The 17,344-nt window shown below is 61.4% G+C and carries 16 protein-coding genes; 10 read left to right on the forward strand and 6 right to left on the reverse strand.

Annotation, left to right across the window (positions count from 1 at the left end; genetic code table 11):
* Positions 1-50: 50 nt before the first annotated feature.
* Entirely contained in the window at positions 51-923 is an 873-nt protein-coding gene (locus BMY54_RS15170) for a LysR family transcriptional regulator (protein WP_093434080.1), read from the reverse strand.
* Between the two features lie 278 nt (positions 924-1,201).
* Here BMY54_RS15170 and BMY54_RS15175 point away from each other — a divergent pair, with 278 nt between their 5' ends.
* Together BMY54_RS15175 and BMY54_RS15180 are read left to right on the forward strand one after the other, a co-directional pair.
* Complete coding sequence (locus BMY54_RS15175) at positions 1,202-2,527, forward strand: MFS transporter (RefSeq protein ID WP_093434083.1); 1,326 nt, start codon at positions 1,202-1,204, stop codon at positions 2,525-2,527.
* A 72-nt stretch (positions 2,528-2,599) separates the two neighbouring features.
* On the forward strand, positions 2,600-3,991 hold the full coding sequence (locus BMY54_RS15180; protein ID WP_093434089.1) for an FAD-dependent oxidoreductase: 1,392 nt from the start codon (positions 2,600-2,602) through the stop codon (positions 3,989-3,991).
* Between the two features lie 105 nt (positions 3,992-4,096).
* On the opposite strand, the gene BMY54_RS15185 is transcribed toward BMY54_RS15180, so the two are convergent.
* Positions 4,097-5,488: a type VI secretion system Vgr family protein gene (locus tag BMY54_RS15185; protein ID WP_093434091.1), complete on the reverse strand. Its 1,392-nt coding sequence runs from the start codon at positions 5,486-5,488 to the stop codon at positions 4,097-4,099.
* A gap of 221 nt (positions 5,489-5,709) precedes the next feature.
* Between BMY54_RS15185 and BMY54_RS15190 the strand changes: the two genes are divergently transcribed.
* On the forward strand, positions 5,710-6,414 hold the full coding sequence (locus tag BMY54_RS15190) for a YebC/PmpR family DNA-binding transcriptional regulator (RefSeq protein WP_093434095.1): 705 nt from the start codon (positions 5,710-5,712) through the stop codon (positions 6,412-6,414).
* A 126-nt stretch (positions 6,415-6,540) separates the two neighbouring features.
* Here the strand turns inward: BMY54_RS15190 and BMY54_RS15195 are convergent, their stop codons facing one another.
* Together BMY54_RS15195 and zapE are read right to left on the reverse strand one after the other, a co-directional pair.
* Positions 6,541-7,854: a protein kinase gene (locus tag BMY54_RS15195; RefSeq protein ID WP_093434098.1), complete on the reverse strand. Its 1,314-nt coding sequence runs from the start codon at positions 7,852-7,854 to the stop codon at positions 6,541-6,543.
* A gap of 216 nt (positions 7,855-8,070) precedes the next feature.
* Positions 8,071-9,201: a cell division protein ZapE gene (gene zapE / locus BMY54_RS15200; RefSeq protein ID WP_093434101.1), complete on the reverse strand. Its 1,131-nt coding sequence runs from the start codon at positions 9,199-9,201 to the stop codon at positions 8,071-8,073.
* A gap of 305 nt (positions 9,202-9,506) precedes the next feature.
* Between zapE and BMY54_RS15205 the strand changes: the two genes are divergently transcribed.
* The 7 genes from BMY54_RS15205 to BMY54_RS15235 all read left to right on the forward strand — a co-directional run bounded on the left by BMY54_RS15205 (position 9,507) and on the right by BMY54_RS15235 (position 15,933).
* Entirely contained in the window at positions 9,507-10,010 is a 504-nt protein-coding gene (locus BMY54_RS15205) for a Csu type fimbrial protein (protein WP_093434104.1), read from the forward strand.
* 99 nt (positions 10,011-10,109) lie between these two features.
* Positions 10,110-10,643 carry a Csu type fimbrial protein gene (locus tag BMY54_RS15210; RefSeq protein ID WP_093434107.1) on the forward strand — a complete coding sequence of 178 codons (534 nt, stop codon included), beginning with the start codon at positions 10,110-10,112 and terminating at the stop codon, positions 10,641-10,643.
* Between the two features lie 20 nt (positions 10,644-10,663).
* Positions 10,664-11,200: a Csu type fimbrial protein gene (locus BMY54_RS15215; RefSeq protein WP_064389251.1), complete on the forward strand. Its 537-nt coding sequence runs from the start codon at positions 10,664-10,666 to the stop codon at positions 11,198-11,200.
* A 4-nt stretch (positions 11,201-11,204) separates the two neighbouring features.
* Positions 11,205-11,705: a Csu type fimbrial protein gene (locus BMY54_RS15220; RefSeq protein WP_093434110.1), complete on the forward strand. Its 501-nt coding sequence runs from the start codon at positions 11,205-11,207 to the stop codon at positions 11,703-11,705.
* 33 nt (positions 11,706-11,738) lie between these two features.
* Positions 11,739-12,527 (forward strand): fimbrial biogenesis chaperone, encoded by a 789-nt coding sequence (locus BMY54_RS15225; protein WP_093434113.1) that lies wholly within the window; start codon positions 11,739-11,741, stop codon positions 12,525-12,527.
* 80 nt (positions 12,528-12,607) lie between these two features.
* Positions 12,608-14,965 carry a fimbria/pilus outer membrane usher protein gene (locus tag BMY54_RS15230; RefSeq protein ID WP_093434116.1) on the forward strand — a complete coding sequence of 786 codons (2,358 nt, stop codon included), beginning with the start codon at positions 12,608-12,610 and terminating at the stop codon, positions 14,963-14,965.
* Positions 14,962-15,933, forward strand: a complete 972-nt coding sequence (locus BMY54_RS15235; protein ID WP_093434119.1) for a Csu type fimbrial protein — start codon at positions 14,962-14,964, stop codon at positions 15,931-15,933. Before BMY54_RS15230 ends, BMY54_RS15235 begins: the two co-directional genes overlap by 4 nt.
* 58 nt (positions 15,934-15,991) lie before the next feature.
* Here BMY54_RS15235 and BMY54_RS15240 read toward each other — a convergent pair whose 3' ends face one another.
* Both BMY54_RS15240 and BMY54_RS15245 read right to left on the reverse strand, forming a co-directional pair.
* Positions 15,992-16,747, reverse strand: coding sequence for an anti-sigma factor family protein (locus tag BMY54_RS15240; protein ID WP_093434121.1), 756 nt, complete (start codon positions 16,745-16,747; stop codon positions 15,992-15,994).
* Positions 16,744-17,250 carry a sigma-70 family RNA polymerase sigma factor gene (locus BMY54_RS15245; protein ID WP_007917263.1) on the reverse strand — a complete coding sequence of 169 codons (507 nt, stop codon included), beginning with the start codon at positions 17,248-17,250 and terminating at the stop codon, positions 16,744-16,746. The genes BMY54_RS15240 and BMY54_RS15245 overlap by 4 nt, the downstream gene beginning before the upstream one ends.
* Positions 17,251-17,344 lie beyond the last annotated feature (94 nt).

Raw genomic sequence — 17,344 nt, forward strand, 5'->3', positions numbered from 1 at the left:
ATGCGTAACCCCTGTGGGAGCGAGCTTGCTCGCGAAGGGGCCATCACGGTTCACACAAGACTCTGGCGCACCATATCGAGAAAGGTCGCCACCACCCGTCGATTGCTTTGCTCGCGCAAGCACACCAGCGTCTCCGTCAACCGTCGGGTGCAGTCGACAATCGGCAACGCGCACACCCGCGAGTCCGCACCAAATTCCGCCGCCGACACCACGCCAACGCCAATCCCGACCACCACCGCCTCACGCGCTGCTTCCCGGCCCTCAACCTGAATCGCCGGACGAATGCGAAACCCCGCGCGGGCCATTTCCTCTTCCAGCGTCTGCCGGGTTACCGAACCGTGCTCACGCAACACCAGCGGCGTGTCATCCAGGTCTGCCAGGCAGATCGATTCCCGCTCGGCCCACGGATGATGGCGCGACACGAACGCGACCATCGGATCATTGCGCAGCGGCACGCACAGCAAGCGTTCATCACTGACATCGCGGCCAAGCAACGCCAGATCGGCCTGATAGTTGAACAGGCGAAATAACGATTCATCGGTGTTGCCGGTCTCGATCTTCACGCTGATTCCCGGATAGCGCTCGCAGAAGCGCGCGATCTGCGGCAGCACGTGGACCGGCGCATCCACTGCCAGAATCAGGCTGCCGGTCTGCAAGGCCTGGGATTCCTGCAACAGTTCCTGTGCTTCGGCTTCAATCACAAACAGGCGCTGGGTGATCGCCAGCAAGCGTTCGCCCAGGTCAGTCAGGCGTACGGAACGTTTATTGCGGTGAAACAGCAAAACGCCAAAACGCTCTTCGAGTTTGCGCACTTGGTCGGATATCGCCGGTTGCGTGAGAAAAAGGCGCTCGGCGGCTTTGGTGAAGCTTCCATGCACAGCCACGGCGTGGAAGGCTTTGAGTTGGGCGTGGGACACCGACATGCAGTCACCTGATCGTTTAGTCAGTAACAAGCTGAGCTTATGTGTGAAATACGATAAATCGATTTTATTTATTAAACAGTAATTGCTTTGATCGGCTCACGCCATCGTTGACGACCCGCTCGGGCCGCACGGTAGCGATGAGCCTGTGCGTGCAACAACAGGACTCATCTGACCGATATCGCCACAGGGACGAGGTGATATCGCAGTGCTCAACAATAAAAACACAGGCGTTTTTAACGATTCTGCCGGCACACTCACACCCTGAGGTCAGAACCACCATGAACAAGCACATCGGCACCATTGCGCGTTGGCGCGTGCAGATTTTCGCGATTACCTGGCTTGCGTACGCCGCTTTCTATTTCACCCGCAAAGCGTTTTCGGTGGCCAAACTCGGCATCGCCGAAGACCCGACCTTCATGCTCGACAAGATGGCCATGGCCAACCTCGATGCGATCTATCTGGCGGCTTATGCCCTCGGCCAGTTCACTTGGGGCATGCTCGCTGACCGCTTTGGCCCCCGGGTCGTGGTGCTCGGCGGTTTGCTGATTTCCGCCGCAGCGGCGCTGGTGATGGGCAGTTACGCGACGTTGCCAATCTTCGCCACCTGCATGTTGATTCAGGGCTTGGCGCAGTCCACTGGATGGTCGGGATTGTGCAAAAACCTCGGCAGTTTTTTCCCCTCCCAACAACGCGGGCGAGTGCTCGGGTTATGGAGTTCCTGTTACGCGTTTGGTGGTCTGGTAGCGTCGCCGTTCGCCGGCTGGTGGGCGTATACGTTGGTGGGCACCTGGCACGCGGCGTTCATTTCCAGTGCGGTGGTGGTCGCCGTGGTGGCGGTGTTGTTCTTTATCTTCCAGCGCAACAAGCCGGAAGACGTCGGCTTGCCGGCGGTCGAGCCGGAACCTGAATTGACGGCGGAAGAAACCGAAGCCAACAGCAAGCTCAGCGTCTGGGAGCCCTTGAAGGAAATCCTGCGTAACCGCACGGTGCTGGTGTTGGGCCTGGCGTATTTCATGTTGAAACCGGCGCGTTACGCGATTCTGTTGTGGGGCCCGGTGATTGTCTTTGAACAGATGCCCAGTGTCGGCAAGGTCGGCGCGGCGATCATTCCCACTTCGTTTGAACTGGCCGGGTTGCTCGGGCCGATCCTGATTGGCCTGGCCTCGGACAAACTGTTCGGTGCCCGGCGCATGCCGGCCTGCGTGTTGAGCCTGCTGGCGCTGACCGTGACGCTGGCGCTGTTTATGGCCGCGTTGCATACCGGCAGTGTGTTGCTGGTGGTCGCGCTGCTGTTCGTCATGGGCCTGACTTTGTATGGCCCGGACTCGATGATCAGCGGTGCCGCCGCGATCGACTTCGGCAAAGCCAAGGCCGGCGCCACGGCGGCCGGTTTCGTCAACGGCTGCGGCTCGGTTGGTGCGGTACTTGGCGGTTTGCTGCCGGGTTACTTCGACTCGGTGACGGTGTTCATCGTCTTCGCCGGTTGCGCGCTGTTCTCGGCGCTGGTGCTGATTCCGCACTGGAACAGCCGCCCGGTTGGCGTGATGGAACCGCGCGCCTCTATCCCCAATTGCCCGCTGACGATCAAACCCCTGCGTTCCTGAAACTCTTGCCTCGCGGCCTGCTGCGACGCTCGCGGCAGGCTGGGTCGTGGCCATCTGACTTGGAGAAACCCCATGAGACCGTTTTGGCTGGAGCAGGCCTTGCAGGCCGACACCTCGCAAACCTGCCCGCCGTTGCAAGGCGAAGTCCGCGCCGATGTGTGCATCGTCGGCGGCGGGTACACCGGGTTGTGGACAGCGATCATGCTCAAGCAACAAAACCCCGAACTCGATGTCTTGCTGATCGAAGCGGACATCTGCGGCGCCGGCGCCAGCGGGCGCAACGGTGGTTGTGCGCTGTCGTGGTCGGCGAAGTATTTCACCCTTGAACGCTTGTTTGGCGTCGAGGAAGCGGTGCGCCTGGTCAAGGAATCCGAGCGCAGTATCCACGCGATTGGCGAGTTCTGTGAGCAGTACGGCGTCGATGCCGATTATCGGCTCGACGGCACGCTGTACACCGCGACCAACCGCGCGCAAGTCGGCTCGACCGATGCGGTAATCGCTGCACTCGAGCGCAATGGCATCAACTCATTCACCCAGCGTCCAGTAGCTGATGTGCAGCGCATGGCCGGTTCGAGCAAGCATCTGGAAGGCTGGTTCTCGCCGGCGGCGGCCAGTGTGCAACCGGGCAAACTGGTGCGTGGCTTGCGTCGCGTGGCGTTGCAGTTGGGTGTGAAAATTCACGAAAACACGGCAATGACCGGGCTGGAAGAAGGGCGCCCGGCACGCCTGCAAACACCGAACGGCAGCATTGTTGCCGATCGCGTGGTGCTGGCGATGAATGCGTGGATGGCCCGTGCCTTTCCACAGTTCGAACGCAGCGTGGCGATTGTTTCCAGCGACATGCTGATCACCGAGCCGCGCCCGGATCTGTTGCAGGAGATCGGCCTGACCAGCGGGGTCACTGTGCTCGATTCGCGGATTTTCGTGCACTACTACCACAACACCCCGGACGGCCGGATCATGCTCGGCAAGGGTGGCAACACCTTCGCGTTTGGCGGGCGCATGCTACCGGTGTTCGATCAGCCATCGCCTTATGCCGGCCTGCTGAAAAACAGCCTCGCCGACTTCTTCCCGGCGTTTGCCGATGTCAAAGTCGATGCCACCTGGAACGGCCCGTCGGATCGCTCGGTCACCGGTTTGCCGTTCTTCGGCCAGATGAGCAGCGCCGGCAATGTGTTTTACGGCTTCGGCTATTCTGGCAGCGGCGTCGGCCCGTGCCACATGGGCGGACAGATTCTTGCTTCGTTGGTGCAGGGCCTGGACAACCCGTGGACCCGTTCGCCGCTGGTCAACGGGCCGCTGGGTTATTTCCCGCCGGAGCCAATCCGCTACCTCGGTTCGTTGATGGTGCGCAACGCCATCCGCCGCAAGGAGCGCGCCGAAGATCACGGGCGGCGTCCTCGGCATCTGGATGTGCGTCTGGCGAAATTCGCTGCGGCGGCGGGCAAGGCTGACAAAGCCTGAAGCACGGCGTGTTGATCTAGGGGCTGCCGCAGGCTGCGATCTTTCGATCTTGTTTTTAAGATCAAAATCAAAAGATCGCAGCCTGCGGCAACTCTTACGAAGGGATCAGCGTGCGCCGCTGTCGAGTAGCCAGTCGAGTAATAGGCTGTCACGTGCGGGTGGTTCGCGAGGTGTGGGCTTGCGTGAGTTGCCCAGACACAGAATCGGCCGGTCGGGGTCGCTGTCAAGGAAACTCACCCACACTTCGCTGCCGGCGCAGGGCAGTTCCTCCCGTGCCACTCGGCCATTGGCGCGAGTCATCGCGATGGGCAGCCAGATCGCCTCGTCATCAAGGGTTTGCAGATGTTCCGAGGGCCACAGCCTGACGGCGACCCGACCCTGTTCATCGAGCTGCGCCGGTTGCCCGGCAGGTCCCAGCACCAGCGCCAGGTGATAACCGGCAATGCCTGGACGCGGTTGGTTGAGCGCCGGGCGAAAATCGCTTGACCAGGGCTGGGCGGTAAAATCGTTTTCGTAGCGGTGCAAGGGTGGGGTCGGGTCAAGAATCGACGGATGTTGCCCGTGATGACGTATCGAGGTGAGCCGCCATTGTTCGTTGAAGTGGCTGACCGGATGCGCCGACACTTGCAGCAGTTGTCCACTGAGCAAGCCGATCCGGTCGCTGCGGCCGTTGATCGTGCGATGCTGGCAGCGTTGCCGTTCCAGATGTCGACGGCTGCGTTGTTCGTGGTGTCGTTGTTCGAGGGAAGATGCCTGCGGCAAGGGATTTGCCGTGATGTGGTTGGCGGCCTCGTCGCTGATCGCCCGCTGCCCTCGGTTACGCACGGCATGCAGCGTGGCGACGGGCGCGGCGTGATGATGCTGGTACAGCGAAGTGATGCAGGGAGAAGGCGTTTGCTCACAGGCCTTGAACGGAACCAGTACCGGCGTTTGCGGCAGACTGAGGCTGTCATCGGCAAACACGACCACGTGTCCGTCCATCCGGTGTTCAAAGTGATAGTGAATGCCTTCCTCTTCGCAAAGTCTGTGCAGCAGCGCCAGATCACTTTCTTCGTACTGGATGCAAAAAGGCCGGATCGGGTAGCGGCCGACGGTCATTTCAATCCGGTAGCCGTCGGCGGGCAGGGCGTTTTCCGTGAGCAACTGCTGGAGAATCTGCGGCACACTCTGTTGCACGAACACTCGCCGTTTGCTCGGCTGAGCCAGCCTGTGCAAGCGCGGCACGACCGTCACGCGATAGCCGATCCGGTGCGTACCGCGATGTTCGCAACTGGCACTGTCGATCACGCCGTGGATTCCATGATGGTCGTCCAGACGCAGAAAGGCCCGTTGGTGCAGGAATGTGCCCGGCGCCACGGCGGGGGCCAAACCGATCAGTTCGATATCGAAACGGTAGGGCTGGTTGAGCGCTTCCTCGCCGTGAAAACGCACCACCGGCAGGCACAGACCGCTGTCGGTCAGGGTCAGGGTAAAAGGACTTTCCTTGTCATTGAGCATTCGAACAGGCTCTGTCAGGCAATACGGGCCTGAGAGGGTACGAAACCGCAGCGTTGAATGGTCATGTCAAAGGCGTTTTTCAGAATTCCCCTACAAGCTCTGGTGAAGATGTCGATTCCACATTGCGTTTTTTTGGTCGATTGCCGACTTTAGGCCGTATAAACTTGGCGCCACGCGTCGGCCAATAGATGTCTCGGCGCCACAGATCAAGAGAGTGAGTAATGGGCGCACAGTGGAAGGTTAAACACAAAGAAGCGGCAGCCAACGCCAAAGGCAAGATCTTCGGCAAATTGGTGAAGGAAATCACCATTGCTGCCCGCAACGGTGCCGATACCGCCACCAACGCACACCTGCGTCTGGTGGTCGAACAGGCCAAGAAAGCCTCGATGCCAAAAGAAACCCTCGATCGCGCGATCAAGAAAGGCGCCGGTTTGCTCGGTGAAACCGTGCAATACCATCGCGTGACCTACGAAGGGTTCGCCCCGCACCAGGTGCCGCTGATCGTCGAGTGCGTGACCGACAATATCAACCGTACCGTCGCCGAAATCCGCGTGGCGTTCCGTAAAGGCCAACTGGGGGCTTCCGGCTCCGTGGCCTGGGACTTCAACCACGTCGGCATGATCGAAGCCTCGCCGGACACCCCGGACGCCGATGCGGAAATGGCCGCGATCGAAGCCGGTGCTCAGGATTTCGAGCCGGGCGAAGACGGCGCAACGCTGTTCCTGACCGACCCTACCGACCTGGATTCGGTGCAGAAAGCGCTGCCAGAGCAGGGGTTCACCGTGCTGTCGGCCAAGCTCGGCTACCAGCCGAAGAACCCGGTCAGCGGCTTGAGTGACGAGCAGATGGCTGAAGTTGAAGCGTTCCTCGAAGGCCTCGACAACCATGATGACGTGCAGGACATGTTTGTTGGCCTGGCGGGCTGATCGGCTGCGTCAGTGATGGCCACATCGCGACCAGGCGCAGGCCTACAGGCCAGAGGTGAACACATCATTTGTGATCACCACCGTCCACTGTAGGAGTGAGCCTGCTCGCGATTGACCGCGCAGCGGTCACAGATTCTCAAGCTGCCGCATGACCTCAGCAAACCCCGGCCGCGCCAGCACATCCGCCTGACAGCAACGCCGCTCCAGCTCTTCAAGCACCGCACGCAGTTCATCACCCAACCCCGAGTCGACGCGCGCCAGCAATTCCCCCAGCAAAACCCCGAACGCACGCACTTCGATGCGTTGCAACGCGCGCGTTTCCAGCGTGTCATCGACAGCATGGAACGACGCCCCGCCAAAATCCCCGAGCAGGCAATCGCCGCGCTCGTTCAACAGAATGTTGTGCCCGTAGAGATCGCCGTGGGTGATGCCTTGCTGATGCAAGTGTTCGGCTGCCGAAGCGATGCCTTTGGCAATGTTCAGCGCGACCTCGGCACTGAACCGGCAATCATCGGCGTACACATCCCGCGAGCAGGACGCCAGGCTGGGCAGGTCGGCGAGGTTGCGGAACGACGGATCGATCAATTGCATCACCAATCCTTGCTGGCCGTCGGGATGGCCACTGATGCGTCCCTCGACGCGGATCAGATTGGGATGCAGGCCGGCGGTGATACACGCATTCATTTCGTGCAGCGGCGAGCCGTCGCTGGTCATTTCACCTTTGTACAACTTCACCGCAACCGGTATCACCGAACCATCGTCGCGTTGCCAGTTCGCCCGGGAAATCACCCCCGAGGCGCCTTCACCCAAGCGTTGCTCCAGACTTAGCGCAGACCAGGGGATCTGTGCCGTCGCATCGAGCGCGGCAGCGTCCGCCTCGTTTTCCAGCGGGTTACCGGCGTAGGCCAGCCAGGTCAGGCTGGGCAGCGCGAGCAGCCACTGCGGCAGCTCGGTCAGGCGGTTGGCGGAGATGCGTAACAGCTCCAGACGATGGCAGTTGCTCAGCGAGGGTGGCAGCGCTTGCAGACGGTTGCCGGACAGCATGAGCTTTTGCAGGGCAGGGCGCTCACCGAGTTCGCTCGGCAGGCTTTCAAGGCAGTTGTCGGTCAGGATCAGCCAGCGCAGCTGTGGTGGCAGGGCTGCAGCGGGTACGTTGACGATGCGATTGGCCCTGAAGCCGATCATCGTCAGCGCCGCGCACTGGCCGAGGCAGGCCGGCAGTTCGGTAAACGGGTTGTCGGAGCAGAACAGCACCCGCAGGCGCCTCAGACGGTGCAAGTCATCCGGCAGGCGGCTCAGGGCGTTGCCGCTGAGATTGAGGATTTCCAGGGTGTCGGCCAGATCGAAAATCTCGCGCGGGAATTCGGTCAGGCCACAAGACAGATCCAGCCGAGTGATGCCCGACAACTCGCCGGCACGCAATTGAGCAAGGGTGTGCATGTTGGGGTTCGCTATTGATCAGGTGCGCGCCGCTGGGGCGCTGGGAATGGGCGACATGATAACGGCAAAGCCCGGGTTTGAATTGGATAGGCGGCGAAACTTCAGTTGCCCTTGGTGGGAACGAGCCTGCTCGCGAAGGCGGAGTGTCAGAAGCTGATGTTTTGACTGATAGGGCGCTTTCGCGAGCGGGCTCGCTCCCACAGGGGAATGGCGTGCTCAGATCGTCCCGTGCACTTCTTGCAACTGCCCCAACCGACTGCGCGTGCGCGCCAGGTCAATGGCCTGGCCATCCAGGCTTTCACGCAAGGGAAAACGACCGAGTAGCGTCAGGTGCTTGTCCTGGTCGTACAGCACGTCGATCAGGTTGATGAAGCGTTGTTGCGCGGCGATCGAGCACTCCGCCAGTTCCGGCAGATCATCGATGATCCAGCGGTCGAAACGGCGACACAGTTCCAGGTAATCCATCACCGCCGTTGGCTGTTCGCACAGATCGTTGAAGGTAAAACCGACCCGCCGCTTCTCAAAAAAACGCGCCTGAAACTGCCGGGTGCCGACCGTTAGCGCAACGGCCGGTGCCTCTGCAGGTGGCAGATCCAGGGCCGTGCGTTGTGCTGGCGTCGCCGGCCACACGTAATGTCCCTGGGTGAATATCTGGTGTGCAGAGTGACGCGTCTGGCTGCGGTAATCATGCGGGCCGCCGACTTCCATCACCTGCATGTGCGTATTGATCAGTTCGATCACCGGTTTGAAGCGGGCGTGATAAAGCGGATTGGGCAGCAAACCCTCAGGCGCATAGTTGGAGGTCACCAGCAGCAGAATCCGTCGTTTGAACAACGCCTTGAACAGCCGGGTGATCAGCATGGCATCGCCGATGTCATGCACATGAAACTCGTCGAAACACAGCACCCGACAATCTTGCAGCAGTTCGTCGAGGGTCACTTCGAGGGCATCGTCCTGCAGGCGATGGCTGAACATGCCCTGATGCAATTGCGCGAAAAACTGATGGAAATGCAAGCGTCGTTTCTGAGTGATCGGCAGCGCCTGAAAGAAGCCGTCGAGCAGCCAACTCTTGCCACGCCCGACGGCGCCGAACAGATACAGGCTTGGCGTGGTTCGGCTGTTGGCGGCCAACAGCAGACTGGCCTGCTGCGCCATGCACTCAATGACGCGCTGCTGGCTGTGGCTGAGGGTGTAGCCCTGACCGCTGGCCTTGTGTCGGAAGTAATCGCGGATCGACTGGGCGCTGGCGTCATGCCCGGCGCCGGCCGGCAAACCCTTGCCGAACCAGCGGCGCAACGCCGGCCAGCGCTGGATCAGTCGCGATCGTTTCGGCGGGTGGGCAGGCACTGTCGGCGTCTCCGTGTTCGTCAAAACCGGCTCCCGGGAGCGCGGCGATGTAGTGTAACCAGACGCCGAGATGACCAGCCACCGCGACGTGTCGACAGTGGGCGGTTGTTGAACAAATTTGTGCGGCACGTACAGCCTTTTTTAGCGACATGGCTCGCCCCGTTGCCAATCTTTCGAAACATATCCCGGCCGATCCATGGATCCAATCGACTGGCGGAATCGTCGACCGTTGCTAACCTCAATCACAGAAACGACGTCGCAAGCGATCACTGACAAGGAATGGCGCAGTGAATGTACATGGGGTTATGGGGCTGTTGGGTGTGCTCGCTGCACCTGTCTATTCGGCGGATCTTCAGGTTGAAGTGCGCGTCGATGTGCAACGCGGCTGCCAGTTGATCGGCCAGCAGCGCAACGCTGGCATTGAGCAACTGGGCGTGCTTGATTTCGGCAGCACTGCACGTCTCGATGACCCGGCCGGGCCTTTGGCAGCGGCGCTGACCAATCAACGCCTGCCACGGCTGGAGTGCAATCCGGACACGCCGTACCAGATGCGTGTCGACGGCGGCTTGCATGGTGGTGTCGGGGAAGTTCGCTATATGGTCGGTTCAACAGGCAGTAAACCGATTCCGTACCGCTTGTATCAGGACGCGGCGCGCCGGGTGCCGCTGGTGGTGGATGTTCCGGTCAGTGGGCGGGTGCCGGACAGCGGCACGGTGGAGTTGCCACTTTACGCGCGGATCGAGCGCCTGGCTGAGGTGCCGCAGGTCAGCCGTTATTCGGATCTGGTCAAGGTGACGGTCACCTGGTGAGTGTGGTTTCAAGGCAGCCGCTGGACGCGGGTGCGCAAGGAAGGCGTTCGATGATGAGCGCGGTGATCGAATCAGCGTAAAGGAGCAGGGACGGGCGCAATGACAGGTAAACACTGGATGGTGGTGGCAGCGGGGACGCTGGCATTGCTCGCAGACGAGGCGCAAGCGGCGGTCAGCGGGCAGATCAATGCGCGGCTGATCCTGATTGCCGGCTGCGAAGTCACCAATACCAGCACACCCGACAGTCCGCTCAGCGCCCTCGGCACCCTCGACTTCGGCCTTCAGGGGCCCACCTGGAACGCGCCGATCAAGGCCAGTCTGGACGGCGACAGCAGCGGCAAACTCAACGTCGCCTGCAATCCCTCGGTCACCGGTTTCACCGTCACCATCGACGGCGGCACCCACGGTGACGGCAATACCCGGCGCCTGAGCAACGGTCGCCAGACCCTCCCTTATCAGCTGTTTGTCGATCCCTCCGGCGTCCGGAGTTACAGCATCGGCCAGCAACACAATTTCGCTGTCACCAGCGGTGCGCAGATACCCATTCCGGTATTTGGCACGGTGGTGGCGAATACCCGTGCGGTACCGGCAGGGGTCTATACCGACACCCTGACGGTGACGCTCGACTGGTAACCCCGTAGAGGACGGACACCATGCGTATGTTTGCATCAAGGATAGGTTTGTCGTTGCTTGGCCTGGCGCTGGTTTCCAGTGCCAACGCCGCCACCACGGTCACCGGCCAGATCACCTCCAGCCTGATTCTGATCAGCAGCTGTCAGGTCAACGGTGCTGGCGGTTCCACCGGGCTGAACTTCGGTGCGTTGAACTTCGGCACTGCCAACAGCCTGTTCACCACCGCCACCGGGCAGGTGTTGGGCGGCGGCGGCGGGGCGTTGTCGATTCTCTGCTCCAGCGGCACCACGCCGACGGTCAAGGTACGCGCGGGCTCCCACGACGGAATGTCACCGGGTGGCACGCGGGCGCTGTACGACGGCGTTGCCAATTACGTGCCGTACGACTTGTACACCGATGCCGGGCACTCGCAACTGCTGGCGATTGACGGGACGATCAACCTCGCCGCCAGTACCGGTGTCGCGCAGACAGTGAACATCTACGGTCAAGCGGTCGGCAAGGCCGGTTTGCCGGCGGGGACATACACCGACACTGTCGCCGTCGAACTGACGTTCTGATGCCATGCGCCGCCATGGCTGTGCCGTGCTGCTCCTGCTCTGCGCAGGCAGTGCGCCGCTGCCGCTGACAGCGGCGACGAGCCAGAGCTTTCAGGTCAGTGCGACGGTCACTGCCGGGTGTCTGGTGGTGGGCGGGGTGTCGAACTATGGCGGGCTGAATTTCGGTTCGCGTTCGGCACTGGCCACCGGCACCGTGCAGGTCGCGCTGACGGGTGGGGTGCAATTGCAATGCACGCCGGGCGTGACGCTGAACATGAGCGTTGATGGCGGCCAGTACAACAACAGTGGCCGGCACATGCAGGTCAACAGCGGTAATGCGCGGGTGGCGTATGCGCTGTTTAGTGATGCGGCATACAGCCAGAGCCTGGGCATCGGCCAGAGTGTGGCGGTGGCCTACAGCGATGCGAACAACATCAGCCTGCCGATTTACGGTCAGGTGCAATTGCCGGGCAATCAGCCTGGGGGGACGTACAGCGACGTGTTGCAGGTGCAACTGTCGTGGTAAGGCGAAGTTGAATGGCCGACAAGGAGCAGGTTTATGGGGTCAGTTACGTCACTGCATTCGTTCGTGCGCTGTGCGATGTGGACGCTGGTCATGCTTGGGGCAAGTCAGGCACACGCGGCGAGTTCGGTGCTGATCTGGCCGATCGATCCGGTGCTGGAGGCTGATCAGCAGGCCAGTGCGCTGTGGCTGGAGAATCGCGGCAGTGAAACCGCCAATCTGCAGATCCGCGTGTTCGGCTGGAGCCAGAGTGGTTTCGCCGAGCAATACCAGAACCAGCGCGACGTGATCGGCAGCCCGCCGGTGGCGAAAATCGAGCCGGGACAGAAACAATTGGTGCGTCTGACCCGAACCAAGGAAGTGCCACCGGGGCAGGAACTGGCCTATCGGATCATCATTGACGAAATTCCTTCCGCACAACCCGCGACCGCTGACGGAGGCAAAACCGCCGCAGCGATCCGCTTCCAGATGCGTTATTCGGTGCCGCTGTTTGCCTATGGCGCCGGGCTGTGGAGCAAGGAAGATAGCAGCCGCGCGCGTGATCCCAAGGGTGTCGGCCTGCCGCAATTGAGCTGGCGCACGGTGGCCGTGGACGGCAAGCCCTATGTCGAAGTGCGTAATCAGGGCGCGGTGCATGCGCGACTGACTGACGTGGCAATCAAACAGGCAGGGCAGAGCAGACCGCTGGCCGAAGGACTCTTGGGTTACGTCCTGCCGGGCGCGGTAATGCGCTGGCCGGCACCGGGGCCGTTGGCCGGTGATTCGGCGTTGCAGGTGCGGGTGAACGGCGCGCCGCAGGTGCAGAGCATTACACCTGCCAAGTGAGTGAGTCGTAGCGCAGTTATCTGACGTCGGCTAAAGCGGTATCAGGGAGGATTCAGTCCATTGACGGACGTAAAACGGGTATGAGCCCAGGACGGGTTCGTCGTATTCAGCGTCCGTTGTGGCTCATCACCGGCGCGTGTTGCCTGATGTTCGTTCAACCATCCGGGGCCGGCGATCTGCCGCCGCCACCGAGCGGCATGGAGGCCGTGAGTGATGCACAGTTGTTTCTGGAACTGGTGGTCAACCAGATGAATACCGGACGCGTGGTGGCGGTGCAGCAGCGCGACGGGCGCTTGTTCGTGCCAGTGACCGCGTTGCGCGAGACCGGCATGAAACTGCCCGACAGCCTCGGTGCCGAGGTCGATCTCGACAGTCTGGCGGGGCTGCACAGTGATTACGACAGTGTCGGTCAGCGCCTGCTGCTGGACGTGCCGCCGGACTGGTTGCCGGAACAGTTTATCGGCAATCGCCAGGCTTACCCGCGCACCCCGGCGCTGAGCAGTTTCGGCGCACTGTTCAACTACGATCTGTACCTCAACGATACCGACGATGCCGGCACTTACCTGGCGGCGTGGAACGAAGTGCGGCTGTTCGACAGCTGGGGCACATTGTCCAGCACCGGGCAATACCGGCGTACGTTGTCCGGTGATTCGCTCAACACGCTGGACAATGGCTACCTGCGTTACGACACCACCTGGCGTTACTCCGACGACGAGCGAATGCTCACCTACGAGGCCGGTGACGTGATCAGCGGTGCGTTGCCGTGGAGCAGTTCGGTGCGTCTGGGCGGCGTGCAGTTCTCGCGGGACTTTGCCGTACGCCCGGATCTGGTGACTTATCCGTTGCCGCAATTTGCCGGTGAAGCAGCAGTGCCGTCCTCGGTGGACCTGTTCATCAATGGCTACAAGTCGAGCAGCGCAGATTTGCAACCTGGGCCTTATACGCTGACCAATATTCCATTCATCAACGGCGCTGGCGAAGCGGTGGTGGTGACCACCGATGCACTGGGTCGGCAGGTGTCGACCACGGTGCCGTTCTATGTCACCAGCACGTTGTTGCAAAAAGGCTTGAGCGATTTTTCCGTGGCGGCCGGTACGTTGCGCCGCGACTACGGCTTGAAGGACTTCAGTTACGGCCCGGGTGTCACCTCCGGCAGTCTGCGTTACGGCGTCAGCGACAGTTTTACTCTGGAGAGCCACGCCGAAGCGGCCGATTCGCTGACACTGGGCGGCCTCGGCGGCAACCTGCGGCTGGGTAATTTCGGTGTACTCAATAGTGCCCTGAGTCAAAGCCGCTTCGACGGCGAGGGCGGTCAGCAATTGAGCCTGGGCTACCAGTACAGCAATCAGCGCTTCAGCTTTTCCTACCAACGCCTGCAACGTCACGATCAATATGCCGACCTGACCGTGGTCGACAGCCCCTACATCAGCCTGAGTCGACGCAGCGAACAGGCGACCTTAAGCCTTAACCTTGAGCGTTGGGGCAGCCTCGGCGCCGGTTATTTCGATGTTCGTGCGGCGGACGACTCGCGCACGCGGCTGCTCAACCTCAGCTGGAGCAAACCGCTGTGGCGCAACAGCAGTTTTTACCTGTCGGCCAACCGCGAAATCGGCGACAGCAACTGGGCGGTGCAGGCGCAACTGGTGATTCCGTTCGATCTGCGTGGCAGCCTGGCGATCAGCAGCGATCGCAGTAAAACCGGGCAGAGCCAGCAACGGGTCAACTACAGTCGTGCGGTGCCGACTGAGGGCGGCGTGGGTTTCAACCTCGGCTACGCCAAGGGTGATGGCGCCGATTATCGCCAGGCCGACGTCACCTGGCGGCTGCAATCGGTGCAGTTGCAGGCCGGTGTCTACGGCACTTCAGAGGCTGAAACCCGTTGGGCCGACGCCAGTGGTTCGCTGGTGTGGATGGATCGTCAGGTGTTCGCCGCCAACCGCATCGACGACGCTTTTGTAGTGGTCAGCACCGATGGTTTCGCCGACATTCCGGTGCGCTACGAAAACCAGCAGGTCGGTCAGACCGACAAGAACGGTCATCTACTGGTGCCGTGGAGCAGCGCCTATTACCGGGGCAAGTATGAAATCGACCCACTGAATCTGCCGGCAAATGTGCGCAGTCCCAATGTCGAACAACGCATCGCGGTAAGGCGCGGTAGCGGATATCTGCTGGAGTTTCCGCTGGCCCGGGTGATTGCCGCGAGCATCGTGCTGGTCGACGCGCAACAGCGCGAACTGCCGCTGGGCGCGGGTGTGTTGCATGAGCAGAGCGGTACGCGGACGGTGGTCGGTTGGGATGGGCTGGTGTATCTGGAAAACCTGCAGGCGCAGAACTCGCTGCAGGTCACGCTGGCCGACGGCAAGACCTGTCAGGCGCAGTTCAGCGTCGATATGAATCAGGACCAGGTGCCGCTGATTGGCCCGTTGGTGTGTCAATGATCGGCGCACGCTTGCTTCTGTTGCTGGCGCTGATGCTGCCGGGGGCGGCGCAGGCTGCGTGCTCGGTGGTCAGCACCACGCCGGCAGCATTCGGTACGCTCAGTTCGATCGCCGTGCGCACGACGTCGCAGCCCAGCTCCACGCTGAATGCAGGTTTGAGCTGTACCGGTTCGCTGCTGTCCCTGCTGACCAGCAACGACCACTTCTGGGGCACCGTTTCTTCGACTCAAAGTGGTCTGGTCGGGCCGACCGGCGATGTCATCAACTACACGGTCTACGCCAACAACAGCACCAGCTACCCGCTGACGCGTGGCACGGCCTACGACTTTGCGCGCAACGGCATCATCGATGCCTTGGGCCTGCTCAACGGTACAACGCCGAAAACCGTGCCGTTGTATCTCGGCACAACCATTGGCAGCAACGTCGCCGCCGGGGTGTACACCGAGACCCTGAGCATTTTCTGGAACTGGAATTACTGCTCGGGGATTGGTATCGGTTCTGTCTGTCTTGGGCGCGACATCGCCAGTGGCACGACCTCGTTGACGGTGAACATGACGGTGTCCAACGACTGCACGATTACTGCGCCGAACATTGCGTTCGGCAGCGCTCCGGTGATCAGCGCGTTCACCCCGGTGACCGGGCAAACCATCAATCTGGCCTGCACCAAGGGCAGTGCCTATACCGTGGGGCTGAGCGACGGGCAGAACGCAGTGAGTGTCGGCGGCCGGCGACGGATGATTTCCGGGAGCAATTATCTGGCCTACGACATTTTCAAAAGTGCCGGCACCACGCGCTGGGGCAGTGTCGGCGCGGCGCGGCGGGCGAGTAGCGATGCCGAGGTCAATCCGGGTAACGGCTTGGGCACGGGCAGCCAGATCTTCAACTACAACGCGAAAATCTACACCGACCAGAGCACGCCGCCTGCAGGTACTTATCTGGACAATGTGGTGCTCGACGTAGGTTTCTGAGCCTGACGCTGATCCCTCGTGGGAGCAAGCTCGCTCCCACAGGGGAAAGGTGGTGTTCTCAGAATGGCAGTGATTGCTTGAGCTGTTGCGCCGCCGGTGTATCGACCGGGCTGACCATCGCGTAGTTATAGCCACCACCTGACCAGTACTGGGCCTGCAAATCTCCGTCACTGCGCGTGCCACGCGGCAAAAAGGTGTTCTTCGGCCCCGGCGGGCGCACGTAGAAACTCACCTTGTGGCCACTGCCATCCTCATACATCACCATCGCTGCCGGGCCTTCGTCGGTGCTGAGCAGGCGTCCACTGACCGGTTCAAACCCGGCCGCCTTCAGATCTGGTAAACGACTGGCCCGAGTGAAATAACGATCGAGCCAGCGCTGCATGTCGCCATCACTGTCGACCTTGTAATCGGCTGGCAACATGCCTTGCTGGGCAATCAGGCGATAGGCTTGCAGGGCGTCGGTCATTGGCAACATGGCCGGGCGCACAAGGGTCATGTCCCGGGCCTGCCAGCCACTGAAACCGCCGAGGCTGACCGCGATCAGCAACACCGCAGCACTGGCCAGATGACGACGCGACTGGCGCTGACGGCGCTGGCGAATCATCGCTGGGTCAAGCGCTGGGTTGGCCGGTTGCTGCAACGCGCCGCTGAGTGCCGCGCGCAATTGCTGGGCATCCTGTTGCCAGGCGCGAACCTGCGCCGCTTCGTCCGGGTGACTGGCCAGCCAGGTGTCCAGCACACGCCGGTCGGCGTCGCTGAGCTGGTGGTCGACATAGGCGTGCAGATCACGCTCGGTGGGAGGCAGGCTGATCATTTGAGTATCCGCAAAGAAGGGCTGCTGATTTCGCCGTCGCTGAGTTGGCGCAGGGCCTGGCGGGCGCGGGACAGGCGCGACATCACGGTGCCGATCGGGGCGCCGAGAATCTCGGCGACCTCTTTATAGGAAAGGCCTTCCACTGAAACCATGAGCAGCAGCGCGCGCTGTTCGCTGGGCAGTCGGTCGAAGGCTTGCAGGGTTGACTGAGCGATAACGGTGCGCTCCACCGAGGGTTCGGCATCGTCGCGACCGGTGAAGAATTCGAGCATTCGCGCATAACGCCGCGAGCGCCGGTGGGCGTCGAGAAACTGCCGATAGAGGATCGCGAACAGCCAGGCACGCAAGTCGCCGTCGGCGCGTTTGTCGCCCCAACTCGACAGGGCACGCTCCAGACAGGCCTGCACCAGATCGTCAGCACTGCTGCTGTTGCGCGTCAACGACACGGCAAAGCGGCGCAATCTGGGAATGATTTCTCTCAACTGTTCGTCGAATTCGCTCATGAAATTCTGCTAGTCACTACGCTGTGGACTAGGGAGACGCCCGCCGTTGGAGGTTATTCCACGTTCGGAAAAATAAATACCGTTGTGTGGAATA

It is taken from the genome of Pseudomonas sp. ok266 (genome assembly GCF_900110195.1).
In the GTDB taxonomy this organism is placed as follows: Bacteria; Pseudomonadota; Gammaproteobacteria; order Pseudomonadales; family Pseudomonadaceae; genus Aquipseudomonas; species Aquipseudomonas neuropathica.

Bases quoted from the DNA above. Each gene is read 5' to 3' on its own strand.
- BMY54_RS15170 (WP_093434080.1), bottom strand. From the start codon at position 923: ATGTCGGTGTCCCACGCCCAACTCAAAGCCTTCCACGCCGTGGCTGTG.
- BMY54_RS15175 (WP_093434083.1), top strand. From the start codon at position 1,202: ATGAACAAGCACATCGGCACCATTGCGCGTTGGCGCGTGCAGATTTTC.
- BMY54_RS15180 (WP_093434089.1), top strand. From the start codon at position 2,600: ATGAGACCGTTTTGGCTGGAGCAGGCCTTGCAGGCCGACACCTCGCAA.
- BMY54_RS15185 (WP_093434091.1), bottom strand. From the start codon at position 5,488: ATGCTCAATGACAAGGAAAGTCCTTTTACCCTGACCCTGACCGACAGC.
- BMY54_RS15190 (WP_093434095.1), top strand. From the start codon at position 5,710: ATGGGCGCACAGTGGAAGGTTAAACACAAAGAAGCGGCAGCCAACGCC.
- BMY54_RS15195 (WP_093434098.1), bottom strand. From the start codon at position 7,854: ATGCACACCCTTGCTCAATTGCGTGCCGGCGAGTTGTCGGGCATCACT.
- BMY54_RS15205 (WP_093434104.1), top strand. From the start codon at position 9,507: ATGGGGCTGTTGGGTGTGCTCGCTGCACCTGTCTATTCGGCGGATCTT.
- BMY54_RS15210 (WP_093434107.1), top strand. From the start codon at position 10,110: ATGACAGGTAAACACTGGATGGTGGTGGCAGCGGGGACGCTGGCATTG.
- BMY54_RS15215 (WP_064389251.1), top strand. From the start codon at position 10,664: ATGCGTATGTTTGCATCAAGGATAGGTTTGTCGTTGCTTGGCCTGGCG.
- BMY54_RS15220 (WP_093434110.1), top strand. From the start codon at position 11,205: ATGCGCCGCCATGGCTGTGCCGTGCTGCTCCTGCTCTGCGCAGGCAGT.
- BMY54_RS15225 (WP_093434113.1), top strand. From the start codon at position 11,739: ATGGGGTCAGTTACGTCACTGCATTCGTTCGTGCGCTGTGCGATGTGG.
- BMY54_RS15230 (WP_093434116.1), top strand. From the start codon at position 12,608: ATGAGCCCAGGACGGGTTCGTCGTATTCAGCGTCCGTTGTGGCTCATC.
- BMY54_RS15235 (WP_093434119.1), top strand. From the start codon at position 14,962: ATGATCGGCGCACGCTTGCTTCTGTTGCTGGCGCTGATGCTGCCGGGG.
- BMY54_RS15240 (WP_093434121.1), bottom strand. From the start codon at position 16,747: ATGATCAGCCTGCCTCCCACCGAGCGTGATCTGCACGCCTATGTCGAC.
- BMY54_RS15245 (WP_007917263.1), bottom strand. From the start codon at position 17,250: ATGAGCGAATTCGACGAACAGTTGAGAGAAATCATTCCCAGATTGCGC.